This is a genomic window from Shewanella sp. YLB-07 (assembly GCF_009377275.1).
This window is the reverse complement of record NZ_VOQB01000005.1, coordinates 326,039-348,122: the sequence shown is the minus strand read 5'-3', so window position 1 is coordinate 348,122 and position 22,084 is coordinate 326,039. Positions and strand designations below refer to the sequence as shown.

General features: G+C 46.7%; 19 protein-coding genes and 1 other RNA gene. 13 read left to right on the top strand and 7 right to left on the bottom strand.

The window, feature by feature from the left end:
- Positions 1-183: 183 nt before the first annotated feature.
- Positions 184-708, bottom strand: coding sequence for a prepilin-type N-terminal cleavage/methylation domain-containing protein (locus tag FS373_RS13520; protein ID WP_144047959.1), 525 nt, complete (start codon positions 706-708; stop codon positions 184-186).
- A 105-nt stretch (positions 709-813) separates the two neighbouring features.
- Positions 814-1,392, bottom strand: a complete 579-nt coding sequence (locus FS373_RS13515; protein WP_152829627.1) for a pilus assembly FimT family protein — start codon at positions 1,390-1,392, stop codon at positions 814-816.
- A 135-nt stretch (positions 1,393-1,527) separates the two neighbouring features.
- Between FS373_RS13515 and ung the strand changes: the two genes are divergently transcribed.
- Positions 1,528-2,196, top strand: coding sequence for a uracil-DNA glycosylase (ung, locus tag FS373_RS13510; RefSeq protein ID WP_144047957.1), 669 nt, complete (start codon positions 1,528-1,530; stop codon positions 2,194-2,196).
- A 359-nt stretch (positions 2,197-2,555) separates the two neighbouring features.
- Entirely contained in the window at positions 2,556-5,360 is a 2,805-nt protein-coding gene (locus tag FS373_RS13505) for a M9 family metallopeptidase (RefSeq protein WP_144047956.1), read from the top strand.
- A 111-nt stretch (positions 5,361-5,471) separates the two neighbouring features.
- On the opposite strand, the gene FS373_RS13500 is transcribed toward FS373_RS13505, so the two are convergent.
- Entirely contained in the window at positions 5,472-5,963 is a 492-nt protein-coding gene (locus tag FS373_RS13500; protein ID WP_144047955.1) for a copper resistance protein NlpE, read from the bottom strand.
- Between the two features lie 286 nt (positions 5,964-6,249).
- On the opposite strand from FS373_RS13500, the gene FS373_RS13495 reads away from it, so the two are divergent.
- A complete protein-coding gene (locus FS373_RS13495) occupies positions 6,250-7,071 on the top strand; it encodes a substrate-binding periplasmic protein (protein WP_144047954.1) in 822 nt (273 codons plus the stop codon).
- Between the two features lie 16 nt (positions 7,072-7,087).
- On the opposite strand, the gene FS373_RS13490 is transcribed toward FS373_RS13495, so the two are convergent.
- A complete protein-coding gene (locus tag FS373_RS13490) occupies positions 7,088-7,729 on the bottom strand; it encodes a 5-formyltetrahydrofolate cyclo-ligase (RefSeq protein ID WP_407695612.1) in 642 nt (213 codons plus the stop codon).
- Positions 7,730-7,907: 178 nt separating this feature from the next.
- Here FS373_RS13490 and FS373_RS13485 point away from each other — a divergent pair, with 178 nt between their 5' ends.
- From FS373_RS13485 to FS373_RS13475, 3 genes are all read left to right on the top strand, one after another.
- Positions 7,908-8,504, top strand: coding sequence for a YceI family protein (locus FS373_RS13485; protein ID WP_152829626.1), 597 nt, complete (start codon positions 7,908-7,910; stop codon positions 8,502-8,504).
- Between the two features lie 72 nt (positions 8,505-8,576).
- Entirely contained in the window at positions 8,577-9,113 is a 537-nt protein-coding gene (locus FS373_RS13480) for an RNA polymerase sigma factor (protein ID WP_152829625.1), read from the top strand.
- Entirely contained in the window at positions 9,098-9,808 is a 711-nt protein-coding gene (locus FS373_RS13475; RefSeq protein ID WP_152829624.1) for a hypothetical protein, read from the top strand. The genes FS373_RS13480 and FS373_RS13475 overlap by 16 nt, the downstream gene beginning before the upstream one ends.
- 800 nt (positions 9,809-10,608) lie before the next feature.
- On the opposite strand, the gene ssrS is transcribed toward FS373_RS13475, so the two are convergent.
- Positions 10,609-10,789, bottom strand: a non-coding RNA gene (gene ssrS / locus FS373_RS13470) — 6S RNA.
- A gap of 158 nt (positions 10,790-10,947) precedes the next feature.
- A complete protein-coding gene (locus tag FS373_RS13465; protein WP_144047949.1) occupies positions 10,948-11,256 on the bottom strand; it encodes a cell division protein ZapA in 309 nt (102 codons plus the stop codon).
- 271 nt (positions 11,257-11,527) lie between these two features.
- On the opposite strand from FS373_RS13465, the gene FS373_RS13460 reads away from it, so the two are divergent.
- The 6 genes from FS373_RS13460 (at position 11,528) to gcvP (ending at position 19,910) form a co-directional block, all read left to right on the top strand.
- Complete coding sequence (locus FS373_RS13460) at positions 11,528-12,103, top strand: UPF0149 family protein (protein WP_144047948.1); 576 nt, start codon at positions 11,528-11,530, stop codon at positions 12,101-12,103.
- A 73-nt stretch (positions 12,104-12,176) separates the two neighbouring features.
- Complete coding sequence (gene ubiH, locus FS373_RS13455) at positions 12,177-13,463, top strand: 2-octaprenyl-6-methoxyphenyl hydroxylase (RefSeq protein ID WP_227992753.1); 1,287 nt, start codon at positions 12,177-12,179, stop codon at positions 13,461-13,463.
- Positions 13,464-13,586: 123 nt separating this feature from the next.
- The gene (locus FS373_RS13450) at positions 13,587-14,792 is read left to right on the top strand and encodes an FAD-dependent oxidoreductase (protein ID WP_185977089.1); all 1,206 of its coding nucleotides are present in this window, start codon (positions 13,587-13,589) and stop codon (positions 14,790-14,792) included.
- 446 nt (positions 14,793-15,238) lie between these two features.
- Entirely contained in the window at positions 15,239-16,333 is a 1,095-nt protein-coding gene (gcvT, locus tag FS373_RS13445; protein ID WP_152829623.1) for a glycine cleavage system aminomethyltransferase GcvT, read from the top strand.
- Positions 16,334-16,370: 37 nt separating this feature from the next.
- The gene (gcvH, locus tag FS373_RS13440) at positions 16,371-16,760 is read left to right on the top strand and encodes a glycine cleavage system protein GcvH (RefSeq protein ID WP_144047945.1); all 390 of its coding nucleotides are present in this window, start codon (positions 16,371-16,373) and stop codon (positions 16,758-16,760) included.
- 261 nt (positions 16,761-17,021) lie between these two features.
- Positions 17,022-19,910, top strand: a complete 2,889-nt coding sequence (gene gcvP / locus FS373_RS13435; protein ID WP_152829622.1) for an aminomethyl-transferring glycine dehydrogenase — start codon at positions 17,022-17,024, stop codon at positions 19,908-19,910.
- Between the two features lie 730 nt (positions 19,911-20,640).
- On the opposite strand, the gene FS373_RS13430 is transcribed toward gcvP, so the two are convergent.
- Positions 20,641-21,099, bottom strand: coding sequence for a PACE efflux transporter (locus FS373_RS13430; RefSeq protein ID WP_144047943.1), 459 nt, complete (start codon positions 21,097-21,099; stop codon positions 20,641-20,643).
- Between the two features lie 94 nt (positions 21,100-21,193).
- Here FS373_RS13430 and FS373_RS13425 point away from each other — a divergent pair, with 94 nt between their 5' ends.
- Positions 21,194-22,072: a LysR family transcriptional regulator gene (locus FS373_RS13425; protein ID WP_144047942.1), complete on the top strand. Its 879-nt coding sequence runs from the start codon at positions 21,194-21,196 to the stop codon at positions 22,070-22,072.
- Positions 22,073-22,084: the final 12 nt, after the last annotated feature.

Genomic DNA, 22,084 nt, shown 5'->3' with positions numbered 1-22,084 from the left:
TTAGTGGCCGAATACTAACGTAAATTAGCCATTAATAAAGCTCTCTTATCATCTATATGAGATCTGGGTCAGGATCAGCTAAATGCTTTTATGTAGGAGCTGCTTTAGCTGCGATGTTTTATTGGTGCCAGCTCTCCTAGTTAAAAAGCCGGTCCTACAGCTCTTTCTTAGTCCTAAGCCTTCCTAAGTTGTTGGATCTGAATCTGTAATGACTGTGCCATCACGAGAGTCGTAATAGATAGACAGAGTCGGTAACTCATTGAAGAAGAGCTGACATTGATCCGGTGCAATATAGGTGGCACGATAATCCGAATCGGCTACATCGTTTGAGGTCGAAACACTGGGTGCATCTTGCAGTACGGTGCGCCAGACAGACATGCAATCATTGGTGTTATTCAATCTCGGGCTAGCTTCGAATGGTGGGTAGTTTTGTGCGGGCCAGCCCCAGAGATTGATATCGAGTTGTCCAGCTTGCCCGTTATCGTAAACTTGTAAGTTATCCACGGGACCAGAATGCCCCTTGGAAGCCCATTTAAGATTGGCCAGTTTAATTCCCGCAGAAAAGGCGCCGCCAGTGGCTCGAACTGTGGAGACTTGAGCATCTTGCTTGATATTGATAAATTTCGGCAGTGCAATGACAGCCAAAATAGCCAGGATGATGATCACCACGACAAGTTCGATCAGAGTAAAGCCTGCAACTCTTTTCATTGTGTTTACTAGTCCTGTTTATTTATTTGACTGAGTTTATTTTTAGCTACGAGCAGTGACTCGCAATTTTCTCAGCTCTTTTTTGCTCGAAGCTTTCTTTGACTTCTAGCTTTGTGGATCCGAATCGATAACTACGCTGCCGTCTAGTGAGTCATAGGTAATGCTGAGATTGGTATTGGCTGAATACGTATAGGTGCATGAGTTATCAAAATTATAGGTCGCCACATAATCAGTTTCATTACTGATGTCATTTGAAACACTGGGTTGATCGCCTGCAAAAATAGTCACCCAAACTGAGATACAGTCATCTGTGTTATCGAGTTTAGGTGAGTCACCCTCAGAGTCTGCTGTCCCCCAATGCTGCGCCGGCCACCCATTATCGTTAAAATCCATCTCTCCCGACTCAGCGTCGCCGAAGGTGGGCAGGTCATCGGCGGGGCCAGAGCCTACCCGTACGGCCCATACACTTCTTGCCAGATTAATTCCCGATTTAAATGCGCCACCAGTTCCCTTTACCGTAGATACATGGGCATCTACAGAGAGATTGAGAAACTTAGGCAGGGCGACCACAGCGAGTATTCCGAGTATGATGATCACCACCACGAGCTCAATTAAGGTAAAACCTGCGGCTTTGTTATTGAGTGAGGGAGATCTGGTACGGATCTTGTGGGGGAAGAGGTGCATCTTTTAATATAAACCGTATCTTGTTCGATATTCTTATTGTAACACTTTTATCTATCTTGAATTGCAACTTAAGACTGACCCTTAAAGTGGAAGGGCGCTATTGAGTAGCATACGCACTACTGTGATGAGGAAACTATGACTGTACACTCCAATTGGAACACCTTTATTGAAGCCGAGAGGCGCTTAGCGTATTACCAGGAACTTCAAGAGTTTGTTCTGGGTGAACGTAATACTGTTAAGGCCATATTTCCCTCTCAGGAAGAAGTGTTCACCGCGTTCGAGAAGACACCTTTAGACAAGGTGAGAGTGGTTATTATTGGGCAAGACCCTTACCACGGACCGAACCAAGCCCACGGCCTGTGTTTTTCAGTTAAGCATGGGGTGAAATCCCCGCCTTCTCTGGTTAACATGTATAAGGAACTGGTGACTGATATTGCTGGTTTTACAACACCCGATCATGGGCATCTCTCCAGTTGGGCCGAACAAGGAGTATTGATGCTCAACACAGTATTGACCGTCGAACAGGGCAAGGCGCACTCACATGCCAAATCGGGTTGGGAAACTTTTACCACCAATGCGCTCAAGCTGTTAAACGAGCAAGATACGCCCATCGTATTCATTCTCTGGGGAGCCCATGCGATCAAGAAGGGCAAGGTGATCACATCACTGCATCACCATATTCTATCTGGCCCACATCCTTCACCACTATCAGCATACCGTGGCTTTTTCGGCTGCCAACATTTCTCCAAAACCAATGCGTTGCTAGTATCACTCGGCACCAAGCCGATCGATTGGCAGGTATAAATACGAGTTCCTAGGTTCTAGCACCTAGGAACTAGGCTCTCCCTTCCTCTAATTTACTACTTTCCTACTAGTCTCTTAGTCTGTAAAAACAGGCTTTTATACCAGTTTTCCTGTTGAAATAAATTGTATATGAGCAAAATTAACTTGATCTTGTATATTGTATAAAATATAACTGTATCGTAACAAGTTTATAACAAGGGCTTATTCAGCGGCGCTGCTTTTAGTACAAGCCGGTACTAGGCAAGCAGAATGAAGGCTCTTAAATTACAACAAACAAATTAGTTAACTTGTTAATACATAAAATTTTATGTCAGATGTTTAGCCAGTTTGCTGTCGGCTAACACAAATTGGAGAGACACATGTTCAAGAAGAACCTCATTATATTGGCTTGCTCGTTAGCAATAGCGCCAGCGTATGCCAGCGCTCAGCAGCAAGACTTGCCAGTCGAAGGGCTCACTTCGACCGTCGCAGCTACTAGCTTAAGTGCTAATAGCTTCAATGCCAGTGATTTAAGCGCTGGTGTTTTAGGTACACATGCTCTAAGTGCTAGTGCGAAAACGGCTAACAAGCCGAGTGCAAGCCAGCCAGGAAAGACACCAGGCTCATTCCTTTCTATGAGCCTGAGTCAGATTAAACAAGGCAATACGAGCAAGAGTGCAATTCAAGGTGCAACCGGTATGGTCGGCCCCGAAGGCAACCAAGGTCCAGCTGCAGCGGCATGTGTTGAATACGCTGAGTTCGCCTCTTTAACAGGCCAAGACCTGTTTGATTTTGTTCGTACTACCGACTTTAACTGTATCTCAGATCTCTATCGCGAAAATGATGCGACAGCAGTGGCCGCTTATCAGGCGACAAATGTTGCCGAAGTAGCAAACCTTGCCAAGGCGATGGCGGCTAGCTACGACAGCACTACAGGCTCAGAGATGCTGAACTTGTTCTACTTTCTTCGCGGCGCCTTTTATATCGAATACTACAATGACGATCTGACCTATGGCGATGATACGGCCAGGCATGCGGTTCGTGACTTATTAGTTGAGTACACCAAGAACCCTAACTTTGCCGATACCTCATCGTCTCAGGGCAATACACTCGCCGAGTTCTTTATCGCCTGGGATAGCTCAGGCAGCTATTACGAAGGCGCTGAGGCCATCACTAACTATCTTGAAGCTTTTAGCCCTGAGCATCTTGCCAATGCCGACCATAGATACGCACTAACAAAGGCACTGACTACGCTTTATTACGGCAGCTGGGATGCGACTTATACGGGTGCTGCAGAAGATCATACCGCTCTGATTAACGGCTTACTTAAGATCGCGACTTCTGAATATATCTATAACTCAGATTATAGTTATGAGTCGACCGATGCCTTCCATGAGTTTGGCCGCTTCTATGAGTATCAGGAGTATTGGGGACTTTCCGATGCCCTAAAGACTCGTCTCAATGAAGGCGTTGTCGAATACATGAATAACTTCGAGCGTATGTCCAGTGAGTGGGCTGACGCCGCAGGTTACTTAGATTGGTATAACCCGGGTGAGTGTGATCAATTTGGGATTTGTGGCTGGGCCGATGAGCTAGAGGCGACCATTCTTTCGATAAACTATTCATGTAGTGACACCATCGATATTCGTGCGCAGCAGTTAACGAACGAAGAGCTTCAAGCCTCATGTGATCTCATGGGCGGCGAAGAAGTCCTGTTCCATCAAGTGCTCGCTACCGCTCATCAACCAGTTGCCGATGATAACAACACTAACTTAGAAGTTAATATCTTCGACAGCTACGATGACTACAACCAGTATGCCGGCATCATCTTCGGCATAGGTACCGATAACGGTGGTATGTACTTAGAAGGTACGCCATCGGATGTGGATAATCAGGCGAGATTTATCGCCCACGAAGCGACCTGGACAGATGAGATTCTGGTATGGAATCTACGCCATGAGTATGTTCACTATCTGGATGGCCGCTTTAACCAGTATGGCGCCTTTAATTATTTCGATATCGACACGGGTAAGTCTGTGTGGTGGTCGGAAGGTTTAGCCGAGTATATCTCCCATCAGAATCGCTACGATGAAGCCGTCGAGATTGGCCGTAGTCAGAGTTTCTCACTCAGTGAGATCTTGTCCAACACTTATGACAGCGGTAGCGAGCGTGTTTATCGTTGGGGTTACTTAGGTGTGCGCTTCTTGTTTGAAAACCACAGAGACGATGTGGATCAACTATTGGTATTAGCCCGTGGTGGTGACGCCAATGGCTGGCTTGGTTATATCGATAATCAGATTGGCACTCATTATGATGCCGAGTGGAATACCTGGTTGTCGACGGTTACCAGTAATGATGAGCCGTTAGCGGGCTGTGAAGGTGATGAGTGTCTGCCACCACCCTGTGAGGAGACAAATACCTGTCCGCCAGTTCCATGTGAAGAAACCAATACTTGCCCGGTAGAGCCCTGTGAAGAAACCAACTCTTGTCCTCCTGAGGAGTGTACTGATGAAGCTTGTGATCCGGCGAACGCTAATCTAGTCGATGGCGTGGCTAAGATAGGCGTTTCCGGCGGTACGGCTTACTACTACATCTGGGTACCAGAAGGAACCGAGAATATACAGTTCAGCTCTACGGCAGGAACTGGTGATGCGAACCTGTATGTTAAGGCCAGCGCTTGGGCGACTAGCAGTGATTATGATCAGGCATCAGAAAATGCGGGTAATGACGAGTCAGTGCTAGTCACTGAGGTCGTTGGCGGCGATTACTATTATGTGACACTCGATAGTATGGATGCTTTCGATGGCTTGAACTTGCTCGCCGAGTTTAATGTGGAAACCGATCCTGTTGACCCGGTAGAGCCTATCGAGGTTACTGAGTTGCAGTCAGGCGTTCGCGTTAAGCAACTTGCCAGCGATGATGCACTCTACTTCAAGATTTTTGTCCCCGGTGATATGAAGAAGGTTAAATTCATCATGTCTCGCGGTAAAGGTGAAGCGGATATGTATATACGTTTTGGGGCGATTCCAACGACTCAAGAGTATGACTTTGCCGATACCAAAGATCTGGGCCGTGAGCGAGTGATCATCAAGCAGCCTGAAGGCGAAGACTTCTACTACGTCATGCTTAAAGCCAGAGATGGTGACTTTAGCAAGATAAGACTGAAGGCAAAGATTAAAGACTAAAGGTTAAGCGAGATTCATGCTTAAAAGTAACATAAGGCAATGAGTCTAAATCATAAAAAAATGGAGCCATTTGGCTCCATTTTTTTATGCTGAGTATTTCGGCTCTAAAGCTTAATCTTGCTGCTGTTCTGAATGTGAGCCTTGCTTAGCTAAACGATAGAGTTCGGCTAATGAACCTGTGATGCGATTGCCTTGCATATCCAGCATGAACAGCTGGTTTTCACCTACCCGATATTGCTTGGGGTCATCTTTTCTACTGGCATCGCCCATCAGGCTAATCTTGTTGCCTTCGCTGTTCCACTCGAATGAACCAGCTTCGGTAAATACTTTTTTAGCTTCATTCTCGTCGCCTAGATAGCGAGTCTCTAACACATAGGTATTATCCAGCTTCAGAGTGAGAGTCGTGTCTATACCTGAGCAACTGGCGCAAGGGGTCACACCTGAATAGGTACCGTTCCAGTCCAATGAAGTTCGGCTAGTATCACCTAGTGGTAAAGCTTCCTTAGTTTGCTGAGCTTTATCTTGTGTTGGGATTTCTTGCTCTGAGCAAGCGCTAAGGGTAAGAGCGAGTAGAGATACGGCGATGATTTGTAGTTTCATCATAATCCTTATGAGTCTTTGAAAAAGTGCAGCCGCCAAGGTTAGCATAATAATCCGCCAAATTAGCTGCTTGCATTAGGCTTTGCCATTATTATGTGAGCTAGCTCTTTTTAGCTGAACCCTCAAATAAACAAAGGGTAAATGGCCTGTTGCCAGCTAATCACGACTCGTTTATGTTGGTAACATAGACTCGCCAGACTTAGTACATCAATGTAGAAAAGTGAGTGCATAAGTTTTAAAAAATAGTTAGCTATACTTTTACCTGAGAACATCTTTAAGGAGGGGTGAGATGGCAAAAATGTTCTGCATAGCCAGCACTTTCCTCTTGAGCGTGCTTATTCTCTTGGCCTGCGTCATTGCTATTCCGCTTGAAGCCAAGCCCGATAAATTGAAAATAGTCTCCAATGAATATCCGCCTTTTTATTCGAAATTATCCCCTGAATTTGGTGTTGTTTCCCATCTGACCCGCGAGGCACTCCAGCGGGCAAATTTGGCTTTTACTCATGATTTTTTTCCATTTTCGCGCGCCGTTCTACTGACTAAAGGGGGCTATGCTGATGGTATTATCGGCATCTGGTATAGGGAGTCCAGAGTCACTTGGGTTGAATATTCTGAGCCTATGTTGTCGGTAAATGTCGTGTTGTATAAGCGAGTACAGCACGACATTAGCTATACCCAACTGAGTGACCTGTCAGACTTCACCATAGGAGTCGGCCGCGGTTATGCTAATCCTCAGGCCTTTATGGAGGCGGGCTTAAAAACGGAGGAGGGTAGCTCTGATGGTGAAAACCTGAAGAAGTTATTGCTTGGGCGAACGGATCTGGTGCTGATCAGCCAAGAGGTCGCCGAGTATCTGATGACTGAAGGACCGAAAGAGTATGATCATGCATTTGAGGTGATAGGAGATCCATTGAGTATCGAGCTATTTCACTTTGGCATCTCTAAAACACGAGGGGATCACAAGGACCTTATTGTGCGTTTCAATCAGGGATTAAATGAGATGAAACTCGACGGTAGTGTTCAGCGTATCTTGAAACAACACGGCTTCGAGGCTAACGCATACTGGCTGCAGGAGTTGCAACAAGAGTTAAAAGAAGTTCCTAGGAACTAGTATCTAGGCTCAAGAATCAAGAATCAAAAAGCAATACACGTGTTGGTGTCACCAGCATAGGCAGAGGCACATCCCAGTGTTCACAGGGTAGGCTTTCGACTTGCTGGCAATCATGAGCAAAACCGATAGGAAAGGGCTTTCCTCGAGTCGTCCAGTTAGCTAAGGTCCGGTCGTAAAAACCGCCGCCCATGCCCATACGATTACCCGTTAAATCGAAGGCTACCAGAGGCGTCACCACCACATCTAATCGATGCGGTAAGATCATTTGAGTGATATCCAGTTTAGGCTCCCAGATTTTTAGTGAGTTCTGCACCAGAGGTGTCGAGGGTGTGTAAGCGAGAAAGACTAGATTGCCTTTACTGAATGGATGCAGCCGTGGTAGATAGACCTGAATATCTAGCTTCCACAAGGCTTCGATTAGGACTCGAGTATCCAGTTCACCGTCATTTGTGAGATAAATAGCCAGATGCTTGACCCTAAGAAATTTAAGTTTAGCGAGCATAAGTGTGCAAGCTTGTTTACCTAGGCTTGACTGCTGATCCGGGGACAAACTACGTCTTGCAGCGCGTATGTTAGCTCTGATCTCTTTGCGATTTAGTTTATCTTGGGGGAGACTAGATAGGTTCAGCAATTTGTTGTTGGTAGGAGATTGATTCAAAGCGGTCGCATTTAGAGTCGAGTGGTATAAATAGCTTACCATTATGAGCGGAGTTGGATAAGCAGTCTTAATGCTTTTTTCTTGAACGATAATAGGCGAGATAAAATATTTTATATCTCTGCATCCACTGAGAACTCTCATGCGTATAAGTAGTAGTTATTAATTAAAAGAGCTATTTATGAAATCAATTCTTCCACTCCTACTATTGTCTATCGTCTCATTTACCTCCATGAACGCTTCGGCCCAGTGGTCATTAGCTCCTTCGTCGGCAGAACTGAAATTCTTATCGACTAAGGTGCTGATGAATAAGCAAAGTATTACCGAGATATCGAGCTTCCAAACCTTATCCGGTACCGTTTCAGATGATGGAGAGTTGGAGCTAAAGGTTAAGCTGGGGAGTGTTAATACTCAAATTTCAATTCGGGATCAGCGTCTACGAGACTGGGTTTTTGAGGTGTCTAAATTTCAAGATGCTGAGATTTCCGGAAAGATAGCTAAAGTAAATTTAACTGCTTTGGCAGTTGGTGCGCCTTTACGAATTAAGCTAGCTTTGGTATTAAAAGCACACGGTAAGGAGATCCCTTTAGAGGCTGATCTACAATTAGTTAAAGACCTTGGTGGCTCGATTTATGTTTCCAGCATTTCACCTATTTTGCTCGATGTTAAGCAACTGGGTTTAAATATAGGTATTGAGAAGTTGATTGAAGTAATGGGCTTAGCCTCAATTAATCAACAAGTTCCAATAACTTTCTATGGAAAGTTTATTGAGAGTTAATGGGTCTGATGAAAGCGGTATAGGCTTCATCTAATTGATCTTCTAAAAACAATTAACATTGAGTATATTTCATTGAGTGAGACAGATGAGATCCTATTAGCACGAACGGCGATGGGGGATAAAGAGGCATTTCAGCGTTTGTACTTTAGCCTTTCTCCGCGTATTTTTCCTGTTTTGATGCAGCTAATACATGATTATCAGTTAACTGAAGACCTCCTTCAGGAGACTTTTGTTCGTATCTGGAATCAAGCATCTAGATATGATATTAATAAAAGTGGTGCTTATACATGGAGTTACACAATAGCACGTCATCTGGCTCTGGATCATCTTCGTCGTTTATCCCTACGTCGTACTCAAAAACTTACAGAATTAGAGATAGAGCTTGAGGTAGAGGAGGTAGGGGAGACGTTATTGAGTCAGCATAGTAAAAGGAAACTTGATACATGCTTGTCTCAACTGAAGAGTGATCAACGTCAGGCGTTTATATTGAGCTATTGCTATGGTTATGAGCAGCGGGAGTTAGTGAGGATCTTAGAGCATCCATTAGGAACTATTAAATCCTGGTTAAGGCGCGGAATGGAGTTTATGCAAAAATGTGTATCCCGTTAAGGTATTACGATACAGAACTGCAAAAACAGCTAATCAATAGTTATGTCAGTGGTTTGATGAGTTACCGAGCGCGTAAAAGAATGAGAAACTTACTCCAACAGCTCCCTGACTTTGAAGCTCGACTTCTTCAGGTGGAGGCTGAGTTTCAGGCGTTACATATGGATCTGTTGCCGAATAAACCTAAGTTTGAACTCTGGGGGAAGATTCAGGAAAGATTAGGTTGGCAAACAGTTCGTTGGTGGCAAAAAATCAACTTTTGGAGGGCTGGGACTGGCGCGCTTGCTTTCTCCTTAATGCTGTCGGTTGGAGTGCAGTTGCAGGATTTGGAAAACGTTGAATCAGAATATGTGCCAATCAGTTACGTAGGAATTTTAAATGCTGATAATACCCAAGCCAGTTTGGCTGTGGCTGTTCATAGGGCGACTGATGCGGGAGATGCTCCGTGGATGATGACCTTACATCTTACCCAACCTTGGTCTCAATTAGAGGAGGTTGCTAGTTTGTGGATCACCGATAACAAGGGACATAAATTGTCCATGGGGCAAATTCAAGTAAAAGACACGCAAGAGTTTGTGCTCACAGCTTCGCAGTGGCAGTTCATTCAAGGTGCCGTCTGGATGGAGTTGATTGCTGATAATAGCGGGGGGATTATTTTGCAAGGCCGCTGTCTTTCTTTGGCGCAGTGGAGTAGCTAATAAAACCGTTTGTACAGCTTGAAGATCCAAAGAAGCTGGAATGCTTGAGGGTTTATAACCTTTCTATCTTATAGCCTTCTTAGCCCTGTCTTGAGCCTTCTAATTATAAGCTGGTCGATTATGCCCATACATGATTCGACATTTCCTCCTTTCATGGAGGTTAGATACCAGCTAAGAAACATACCGGAATGACGGGACACCCAGACACAGATTAGCCACTACTAGATAGGTAGTGACGAATCTGTTGCTCATATAAGACGGATCCAGTGTGCCGGTGAGGCTTGCTCTTATTCAAGTACAGGGGTTTAGAACCAGGAATTATACCGATTGGTATTGGGATCGTTAATCTCGTCTTTATGTAGGAGCTGCTTTAGCTGCGATTTTACAGCTTCTATCTATCCCGGCTAAAGCCGGTCCTACAATTAGAAGCTAACCTTGTCTCGTACCTGCCCGCTATAAGCTAGATTCCGGCCACAAGCATGCCGGAATGACGGGAGACTCAGACACAAGAAGCCATCACTTTTCAGTGATGGTTTTTTTATTGCTCGAATCTCGCGACTCGTAGCTAGGTCCTAGAACCTTCTTTATTAAATTGCTCCCCAAAATACCCTTGCCGCCATGATTTTTATAAAGAGTCCCTTGAACCATAGGTTTGTTATGAGAGAAGAGGTCTGGATGGATTTGCAGGTATTCATCATCTTTAGGCACAAAAAAACCACAACCCTTGAGTTGTGGTTTCTTGTTGCTCGAATCTCGCGACTCGTAGCTAGATCCTAGTTCCTAGAATCTTCTTTATTAAATTGCTCCCCAAAATACCGTTGCCGGCGTAGCCCTTGAACCGTAGGTTCAAGGCGGAAAAATGATTAACTCCTAAGGCTTCTCGGTACGAGCCGAGCTTGCTCAATGTCATCAAAGCATTCATCCTGGGTATGTAAATATCGGCACAGGGACATTGCCGACTGACGCGTATACCAGGGAGCAAAACTGGTTATCTGAAACACTTACTTTCATCTGCTATTGCGATGAGAAGCCTTTCGGATTTAAATCTGGGTACTGACTAATTCTGACTAGCGAGTACTGGCTAACAAGTGATAGTAAAAAGACTCGTTTGAACATGTATCGTACGATCTTCGTACAGTTTAATCTTCTTTTACCGAACGCTCAACGAGTGCGTTCTCTAAAGTTGCCTGCAGCAGACCGATTTTTTCATCCATCTGCTTATTATAATCTTGATTTTTTTGCTGTTCTTCCAGCAATTCATAACCAGTATTTAATGCAGCCATGATGGCTATCTCTTCGCGACTCAGACTGTTAGTCCGTGTTTTAAGCGAAATCAACTGCATTTCGAGCTGCTGCGCCACGTGCTGCAATGCTTTCTCTTGTCCTTTCGGGCAAGCGATGGAGTATGTACGGCCTAGCAAGCTAATTTCAATAGCATGGCTGCTCATGTGGCGATGGGTCCTGATTATTGGCTCTTGATCGGACTATATCGGTCTAAATCGCAAAGTGCAACATGAGTAAGCGCTAAGGTGAGCCATATTAGATTAAATGTTGTTTAGATAGACAGACTTGGGCAATTTATAAACATTTAGTTGGATTTTTGGAAGGAGGGTACTAGGCCCAGCAACATAAGCCATATCTAAACAAACTTGTTTAATTTGGCCGAGCGTCCCACTTCTGCTAGCATGGACTGAGTATTTTCAGCCTGTGGAAACAGTTATGGCAACCCCTCCTTCTCTACGTATAGATAATTTATTAGCAGCCTTAGATGCAGCCGAAATTGGCCAGACACCGGTAGAAGTTCATGGTGCCTTAGTGGGGATTATTTGTGGTGGTGTTGAGCTGTCGAAAGATACCTGGTGTAAACCTCTGCTTGAGCTGATGAATGATGGTCATCCTCTGCCAGATCCGCTCCACTTGCTGATCGAAGAGCTTTATCAAGACACCTTGACCAGAGTCTCGGATATCGAATTTGGCTTCTCGCCCATGTTGCCGGAAGAGGAAGAGCCTCTTACTAAGCGCGTCGAAGCCCTGTCGCTATGGGTACAAAGTTTCTTAACCGGTATTGCCATGGTGCAGCCTAAGATCGATAAGGCTTCCGCCGACTTACAAGAAGTCATCAAAGATCTGGCGGATATTGCCCTGGTCGAGTTCGATGTGGCCGAAGATGAAGAGTCAGAATCGGCCTATATGGAGCTGATGGAGTTTGCCAAGATGGCGGCGCTGCTCTGCTATTCTGAGTTTGGCCCAGATTTGACTGATCCAAATCAAAAAGAAGTCAACGTATTCCATTAAACTCGTCCCTATCTCATTATTGTATCTAGACTTGCCGTGACTCATATAGGTTACGGCAAATTAGAGAAGACCGATGACAGCTGATATAGAAACAAACAGCAATACAACAAACTCCCATGCGCCGCAAATTCAGGACGCTACACTGGTCGATGTCGCCATTGTTGGCGGCGCTATGGCCGGTGCTACCTTAGCCCTAGGCTTAAAAAAGTTGAGTGAGGAGTTAAACAGGCCCCTCAAGATAGCCCTTATAGAGGCACACAAGCCAGGGAGTGAACACCCAGGTTTCGATGCGCGCTCCATCGCCATCGCCCACGGCTCTATTTTCGAGCTTAAACGTCTGGGACTCTGGTCTAAGCTTGCCCATCTTGGCACGCCCATTGAGAACATACATATCTCAGACCGCGGACACTTTGGCATGACAGAGCTCAACGCCGAAGACTTTCATCTGCAGAACTTGGGTCAGGTTGTGGAGCTCGAGCGGGTAGGTCAAGTGCTGTTTAAGCAGCTCGAAGCCAGTGATATCCAGCTCCATTGCCCCGGAACACTGGCCAATGTAGAGGCGCAAACCGATTGCCAGCTGCTCACGCTCAATGATGGCACTCAGATCAAAACGGCCTTGCTGGTGGCCGCCGACGGAGTAAACTCCAAAGTCAGGCAAGCCTTCAATTTAGATATAGAACAGGTAGACTTCGAACAGGTAGCGCTAGTCGCTAACGTCGAGACCGATAAGCTCCACGATAATTGGGCCTTCGAGCGCTTCACCAATACCGGTCCCTTAGCCGTGTTACCTATGGCGCCGCTCAAGGGGAATCCGCGGGTGTCCTTGGTGTGGGCACTTCCCCCCAGTGAAGCTAAGCGTTTACAGTCGGCTCCCCAAGACGAGTTCTTAGCTGAGTTGCAGCAGGCCTTTGGTTTTCGCGCCGGACGATTTACCCAAGTGGGTGAGCGTTTCTCCTACCCCTTGTTAATGTCACACATGCCCAGACCCATCTATCACAGAACCGTGTTTATCGGTAACGCGGCGCAGACTCTGCACCCCATTGCCGGTCAGGGCTTTAACTTAGGCCTGCGGGACTTGGTCTGCTTGCTTGACGTGATTAAGCAGCGCTTACTCGATGAAGGCTCGAGCGAAGAGACGGCGGATCTTGGCTCAGCCAAGTTGACCCACGCTTATCTTAAGAGTCGCGAAAAAGACCGCAACAGTACCATGACCAATATCGAATTTTTGGTGCGCGGCTTTTCTAATGATCACTGGCCTCTGGTTGTCGGGCGTAGCCTGGGCTTAAGGTTACTATCTTGGTTGCCGCCATTAAAAACGCCGGTAGCCAGAACCGCTATGGGCTGGAAGTCGGTAAGCTAGAAGGCTTTTATAAAAGATGGCTCTTGCTCTAAGGGAAGGGCTATTTAAAAGATTCAAACACATTGACATATAACGCTCTAGATCTTAAGTGAAGGAAGTGAGATGCACACAAACTCAAGTGCAATGCAAACCTATGATGTAGCAATTATCGGCGGCGGTATGGTGGGATTAGCAACCGCTATCGGACTGGCGATGGATGAACTGCGCGTGGTGGTTATCGACGCGGGAGAGGCACAAGCCGTCTCGGGCGTAGCCAAACTCAGAGTCAGCGCAATCAATAAGGCGAGTCAGCGCTTACTGCAAAACTTAGGTGCCTGGAGTTATCTGGATGATGAGCGCGTCAGCCCCTACCAGAAGATGGAAGTCTGGGACAAGGACAGCCTGGGCAAGATAGGTTTCGACGCTCATTCTCTCAGTGAAGAGTATCTCGGCAGCATCATCGAAAATGACAACATACGTTTCGCCCTGTCTAAGCGGGCGGCGGAGTTCGACGAGATAACCTATCTTGAGAACCATAGACTCGATAAAATTGCTTTCGGTGAACGTGAAGCCTGGTTGACCTTAGACAATGGCGATAACATCAGCGCCGCCTTAGTTATCGGCGCCGATGGTGCCAATTCTTGGGTGCGTGAGCAGTGTAAGATCCCCATGACTTTTTGGGATTATGGCCATCATGCTGTGGTGGCCAGCATTCGCACCGAAATCCCACACCAAGATACCGCCCGTCAGGTGTTTCTTAAAGATGGCCCCTTGGCCTTCTTGCCCCTGTATGAAAATAATTTATGTTCCATCGTCTGGTCGGTGCCACCGGCCAAGGCCCAGCAGTTATTGGCTGCGAGCAAGCAGGAGTTTGAACGCACCCTCACCGCCGAGTTCGATGGCCGCATGGGCATGTGTCAGCTCGAGTGTGAGCCCCAGGCGTTCCCCTTGCGTATGCGTTACGCCCGTCACTTTGCCCGCCATCGCATGTTACTGGCCGGCGACGCAGCGCACACCATACACCCGCTAGCGGGGCAGGGAGTCAACCTTGGCTTCTTAGACGCGGCGGCGGTTATCGAGACCATAACCGAGCTCAAGTTAGACGGTAAAGATATTGGTGATTACAGTAACTTACGTGCGCTTGAACGCTGGCGTAAGGCCGATGCGCTGGAGATGATTGCCGCGATGGAAGGTTTCAAGCGTTTATTCGAAGGTAGCAATCCTGTTAAGAAAGTATTACGGGATTTTGGCTTAAATTTAGTCGATAACCTTTCTCCTGTGAAAACACTGTTTATACAGCAGGCCATGGGTAACAAAAACAGCCTGCCAAAGCTATGTAAACAAGACTAGACACTTGAGTCAACTAAGACTATTAAGTCTAGCATTTCAGTGGGTTATCCTCGATGGGTGTGTAAGCAATACTTATGTGTTAAAAAACAACATGTTCAACATGAGAAAAAGTAATGGCAAAAGGATTCGGATTAGAAAATTCTTTTGTATACAAAACGGTGTTGCGAGGTATAATTTCGCCGCATTTTAGTACCGATGAGATTTTGTTTCTTAAAGGAAACTCATCGCTGCAATTTTATCTAACGCAATTGATGCACGTATTACGACCGACTATTTAAACAGTAAATAGTGACAGGAGTAATATGTTTGCAGACACACTTTGGCCGTATGTACCCTACGCTAGGTGTTTCTGTTCTGTATTTCTTCTTATGCAGAAGCTAAGCCGAACAGATAGCTGTGTAGTTACGCCAGGTTAGACCCGAAAAGGGCATAATAACGAGATAATAATGGCTAATAAAACTGTACTCTTTAACAAGCACTTAGAATCAGACGCTAAGATGGTAGATTTCCACGGTTGGGATATGCCACTGAACTATGGTTCTCAAATCGAAGAACATCATGCGGTTCGTCAAGACGCTGGCATGTTCGATGTGTCTCACATGACAGTTGTCGATGTGACTGGCACAGACGCCTGTGCTTTCCTGCGTAAATTATTAGCGAACGATGTCGCTAAGCTTAAAGTACCTGGTAAGGCGCTTTACGGCGGCATGCTAGATCATAACGCTGGTGTGATCGACGACCTCATCACCTATTATCTTACCGATACTCACTATCGCATCGTGGTTAACTCTGCGACCCGTGAAAAAGATCTGGCTTGGATTGCACAAGAAGTCAAAGGCTTCGACGTGGTGATCACCGAGCGTCCAGAACTGGCGATGATCGCCGTTCAGGGACCTAACGCTAAAGCCAAAGCCGCTAGTGTATTCAATGCGGATCAAAATGCAGCGGTTGAAGGCATGAAGCCTTTCTTCGGTGTGCAGTCTGGCTCACTGTTTATCGCCACTACCGGTTACACCGGTGAAACTGGTTACGAAATCATAGTGCCAGAAGATGAAGCCGAAACATTGTGGCAGGCACTGCTCGAAGCAGGCGTTAAGCCTTGTGGCCTAGGTGCACGTGACACGCTACGTCTCGAAGCTGGCATGAACCTCTACGGCCTGGATATGGACGAAACGGTTAACCCGTTAGCGGCTAACATGGGCTGGACTATCGCTTGGGAGCCGGAAGATCGTAATTTCAACGGTCGTGAAGCTCTGGCAGCAATCAAGGCTGCCGGTACCGAGAAGATGGTTGGCCTTATTATGGAAGCCAAAGGTGTTATCCGTCCGGGTATGTCTATCTTCTTCAGCGATAGCGATGGTAATGAACAGCAAGGCACTATTACCAGTGGTACATTTTCGCCAACATTAGGCTATTCTATTGCCATGGCGCGCGTCCCAAGAAGTATTGGTGACACTGCTGAAGTCGAAATGCGTAAGAAGCGCATCGCTGTTAAAGTGATCAAACCTTCGTTTGTGCGCAATGGTAAACAAGCCTTTTAATACAGAATTAGAACAATAGAAATAAGGATCAAGAACAATGAGCAATATCCCGACTGAATTGAAATACGCTTCTTCACACGAGTGGATCCGTAAAGAAGAAGACGGTAGCTATACCGTTGGTATCAGTGAGCACGCCCAGGAGCTTTTGGGTGATATGGTATTCGTTGAGCTTCCAGACGTTGGCGATACAGTAACTGCTGGTGAAGATTGTGCCGTTGCTGAATCTGTAAAGGCTGCTTCTGACATCTATGCACCAATCTCAGGTGAAGTACTGGCAATTAACGAAGCCCTTGAAGATTCTCCTGAGCTGGTAAACAGCGATGCATTTGGTGACGGTTGGTTCTTCCGCGTGATGCCTTCTGATACAGCAGACATTGAAAACTTGCTTGATGCCGAAGGCTATCAAGCAGTTATCGACGAAGAGTAAAACCTAGTCGAAAACAAAGCCTCATTTCTTAAAAAATGAGGCTTTGTTCGTTATATCGGTTTTCACCTATTACCGAGATTAATTTATAGCTAAGTGACTTTCGTGACTCTTTGGCAAAACAGCAAGAGCCTGAAGCTGTAAGCAAGCCAAAGCTTGAAGTTCTTTAGCTATTAAAAACCACTCTATTATTAAACAATACAATTAGACCGGTACCTTAGCCCCCCTACAGGCGGATACTGGCAAATATGGAATCAGGTTATCATGACCACTGAAACGCTTACTAAGCTTGAGCAGCACGATCTCTTCCTCAGCCGTCATATCGGCCCGGATAGCGCACAGCAGCAAGAGATGCTGAATTTTGTCGGTGCAGAATCTTTAGAAGATCTCACCGCGCAGATAGTGCCTGAGTCGATTCGTCTTAATCGTGACTTAGCCGTTGGCGATCACGTCAGCGAAGCCGAAGGCATGGCCTATATCCGCGCTATTGCAGATAAGAACAAGGTCTATAAGAGCTACATAGGCATGGGATACTACGGTACTCAAGTTCCTAGTGTTATCCAGCGTAACGTGCTCGAAAATCCAGGTTGGTACACGGCCTACACGCCATACCAGCCAGAGATCGCTCAGGGTCGTTTAGAAGCTATCCTTAACTTCCAGCAGCTGTCTATGGACCTTACCGGTCTGGACTTAGCGTCTTCATCACTACTGGATGAAGCGACTGCAGCGGCCGAAGCCATGGCACTGGCTAAGCGTGTATCGAAAGCCAAGAAAGCCAACATCTTCTTCGTTGCCGATGACGTGTTCCCCCAGACGCTGGATGTGATCAAGACTCGCGCCGAGTGTTTCGGTTTCGACATTATAGTGGGCCCGGCAGCTGATGCCGCTAACCACGACATCTTCGGTGCCTTGTTCCAGTACACCAACCGTTATGGTCAAATCACAGATTTCACCGAGCTATTCGAAGCACTACACGCTAAGAAGGCCGTGGTTGCTGTTGCCGCCGACATCATGTCTCTGGTTATGCTTAAATCGCCGGGCTCTATGGGCGCCGACGTGGTATTGGGTAACTCACAGCGTTTCGGTGTCCCTATGGGATTCGGTGGTCCACACGCTGCCTTCTTCGTCACTCGTGACGCATACAAGCGTTCACTGCCAGGCCGTATTATCGGTGTATCACAAGATACTCGCGGTAACCGCGCCCTACGTATGGCGATGCAGACTCGTGAGCAACATATCCGCCGCGAAAAAGCTAACTCAAACATCTGTACCGCTCAGGTATTGCTAGCGAACATGGCGTCTTTCTACGCAGTATTCCACGGCCCACAAGGTCTTAAGACTATCGCCGAGCGTATTCATCGTCTGACCGATATTCTTGCCACAGGCCTTACTGCCAAGGGCGTAACTCTGGTTAACAATACCTGGTTCGATACATTATCGATTAAAGGCTTAGACGCCGCGGCTATCAAGACGCGCTCTGAAGCCCAAGGCGTTAACCTACGCATAGATAGTGACGGCCTCTTAGGTGTCAGCTTAGCCGAGACCACCACTCGTGAAGACGTGGCTCAGCTGTTCGACATCCTACTTGGCGAAGGTCATGGTCTGGACGTTGCCGCGCTCGATAGCGACATCCTTGCCAATGGCAGCACATCGGTACCGGCAGCGCTTATCCGTGAAGATGCGATTCTGACTCACCCGACATTCAATCGCTATCACAGCGAAACCGAGATGATGCGTTACATCAAGCGTCTCGAGAACAAGGATCTAGCCCTTAACCACTCAATGATCTCATTGGGCTCATGTACCATGAAGCTTAACGCAGCCACCGAGATGATGCCTATCACTTGGCCTGAGTTCGGTAACATGCACCCATTCTGCCCACAAGATCAGGCGCAAGGTTACGCACAGCTTGTAAACGAGCTTTCTGACTGGTTAGTGGACATCACAGGCTACGACACGGTATCACTACAGCCTAACTCAGGTGCACAGGGCGAGTACGCCGGTCTGCTTGCGATTAAGCAATACCACGAGTCTCGCGGCGATGCACACAGAAATATCTGTCTAATTCCTCAATCTGCACACGGTACTAACCCGGCTTCTGCTCAGCTTGCTGGCATGAAAATAGTGGTTACCGCCTGTGATAAAGACGGCAACATAGACATGGAAGACCTCAAGGCGAAAGCGGCTGAAGTTGCCGATAACCTGTCTTGTATCATGGTTACCTACCCATCGACTCACGGCGTGTACGAAGAGACGATTGGCGAGATCTGTGAAGTGATTCATCAATACGGCGGTCAGGTTTACCTCGATGGCGCCAACATGAACGCTCAAGTGGGTCTAACATCGCCAGGTTCAATCGGTGCCGATGTATCTCACCTTAACCTGCACAAGACCTTCGCTATTCCACACGGCGGCGGCGGACCGGGTATGGGCCCTATCGGTGTTAAGAAACATCTGGCGCCATTCTTGTCTGGTCATGCTGTGGTTAAGCACGGTCTCGAGTCTGATAACAACGGCGCAGTATCAGCGGCGCCATACGGTAGCGCAGGAATTCTGCCTATCACTTGGATGTACATCAAGTTACTCGGTAAGCAAGGCCTGAGACAATCGACTCAGATGGCACTGCTTAACGCTAACTACATGATGAAGAAGCTGTCTGAGCATTATCCAGTGCTTTACACTGGTCGTAACGACCGCGTAGCTCACGAATGCATCATCGATTTACGTCCGCTTAAAGAGGCGTCTGGCGTCACTGAGATGGATATCGCCAAGCGCCTTAACGATTACGGTTTCCACGCGCCAACCATGAGCTTCCCGGTTGCGGGCACGCTTATGATTGAGCCGACTGAATCTGAGTCTAAGGTTGAGCTGGATAGATTCATCGAAGCTATGATCTCTATTCGCGGCGAAGCAGCTCGAGTTGAGTCTGGCGAGTGGCCTGTAGACAACAACCCGCTGAGCAATGCACCGCATACATTGGCTGATATCATGGACCCTGAGTTTGACTCACGTCCATATAGCCGTGAAGTGGCCGTGTTCCCGACAGCAGCAGTTAAGTTAAACAAGTTCTGGCCTACGGTTAACCGTATCGATGACGTGTTTGGTGACAGAAATCTTTTCTGTGCTTGTGTACCAATCGCTGACTATGAATAAATGACTACTTGGCCTAGATAATACGGCTTCAGCCTCCGGTTTTCGCTGCTCATTGACACCAGTCAACTCCGCGGCGAAAACCATCGGCTTCCTTGTCTTATCGTCGGCAGTTACGTCATTTGGCTGCTTGGGCTTGATAATACTTCTGTTACTAAGAGTTTCGCCAGCGACGTAATTCTGGAGTCGTTGGCTTCATTTGATGTAGGAGCGGCTTCAGCCGCGAAGTGATTAAAGCGAACCCTTTGTGGTTCGCTTTTTTGTACATGGAAGTACTTATCCGCGGTCGCCATGGATGGTGAATGAGGGGATTTGTACATGGGACTATTTATCCCCGGTCGCAGGGAAAGCGATGGAGTGGAATTTGTGTTTTTAATTCGTCATTCCGGCTAGATATTACAGTCTTTCCGGCATGCTTGTTGGCCGGAATCTGATCTCCACGGACGGAGGGAATGTCGAATCATGTATGGAACGTTATTGACCAGCTTTAGGTTTTTTTGTTACTGGGTAATAAATTAGTAAGTTAAGCCTTCTTGCTACCTAACACCTGCGGTGGGCGATGTGCAGACACTTCTATGACACGCGCGAGTACATCTGACCTCCAAGGAGGGAGGAAATGCCAAATTTTGTATGGAACAAAGTTGGCCATGTTTTTTCTGCGAAACATCCTTGTTTTCGAAGGTCATAGCAGAGTCTACACTTGAGGTTTAAAAGCAGGTTTTATCGCCGTTAGCTAATTTATTGATGGGGCTGAGCTCTCATTAACCCTGTCGTTCTCTGCTTTGTGACTAAACAGGCGTGCACGGATCACGTCATAACACCAGTTGTAGACAATCGCGTAGATCAAGAAGAAAATGACCACGCCGATGTCCATGATAAATACTGTCCAGAAATCTAGCTGCAGTATCCACATCATCAAGGGTAATGTCGCAAAAATCATGCCCAACTCAAAACCAAGCCCATGGCCTAAACGCATTTTAATGGAACGTTCAATGCGGTTAGTTCCATAGAGACGGTCAAAACCTAGGTTATAAATATAATTCCAGCACATGGCAATTAAAGACAGGCCGACAGCCAAACCTGTCGCCGATTTTGCCCCTGCGTCGGTAAATAGTGTGGCGGCGGTGATGACGAATACTAAGGCAATAGCTTCAAATAGTACGCTGTGAATAATACGTTCTTTTGTTTTCATGATAGATCTCTTCTGTGTTGTTCAGTCGTTCTTGGTTGCTATAATCATCATTAAATAAGCAAGAAGATAGTTAGTTACTATCAGGAAAAGTGATATGTATAATCTAGAACAGCTGAGAATGTTCGTTGAAGCGGCACAATCTGGCTCATTTTCGGCATGTGCTCGTCAGTTAGGAAAGGTGCAGTCGGCAGTCAGTCAGGGAATTGCCAATCTTGAAATCGATCTCGACACCACCTTGTTTGATCGTACTACACGCAAACCTTCATTAACCCCACAAGGTGAAAGACTGTTGCCGTTTGCGCAAGCTATCTTGCAACAAACCCGCGAGCTTGACTCTGTTGCTGGCGCATTTAACTTATCCCATGAAACACAGATAAAAATAGCGGTGGACGACGCATTATTTCCCATGCTAACGAGTATGCTAAATACCTTTGCATCACAGTTCCCTGCAACCATCTTAGAGCTTTATGCCGTTGCAACGCCGGATGTATTAGCCTTGGTGCATAGTGGACGAGCGGACTTAGGACTGATGTTTGCTAATAGTGGTTTTCCGCAAGAGGTGGATCTGTGCTATGTAGGGAGTTTGCCGTTCAATGGTGTTGTGAGCCCAATGCATCCTCTGGCCAGTGTCGATATCGTCACTGCCGCAGATTTAATCCCACATCGTCAACTTTTGATCCGTGGTCTAGAAGATCAGCCCCTACCGCATTTTCCGAGCATATCTTCACATATCTGGTGGGGCAATAGCTTCAATGCCGTTAATCATATGGTAAAAGAGGGGCTAGGCTGGGGCTATATTCCCAACCATATGGCGAAGCAATATGAGCGTCAGGGTGACATGGTGCTAATGAACTTAAGCTTTGACCATAAGCCATGGCGAGTACCGATTGATCGCGTGATGGCAAAACAAAAGGCTCGGGGTCCAGCGCTAATGTGGCTGGCCGATGCTGTCACAGATCTGTTAGAGGAGTAATGCATTTTTGGA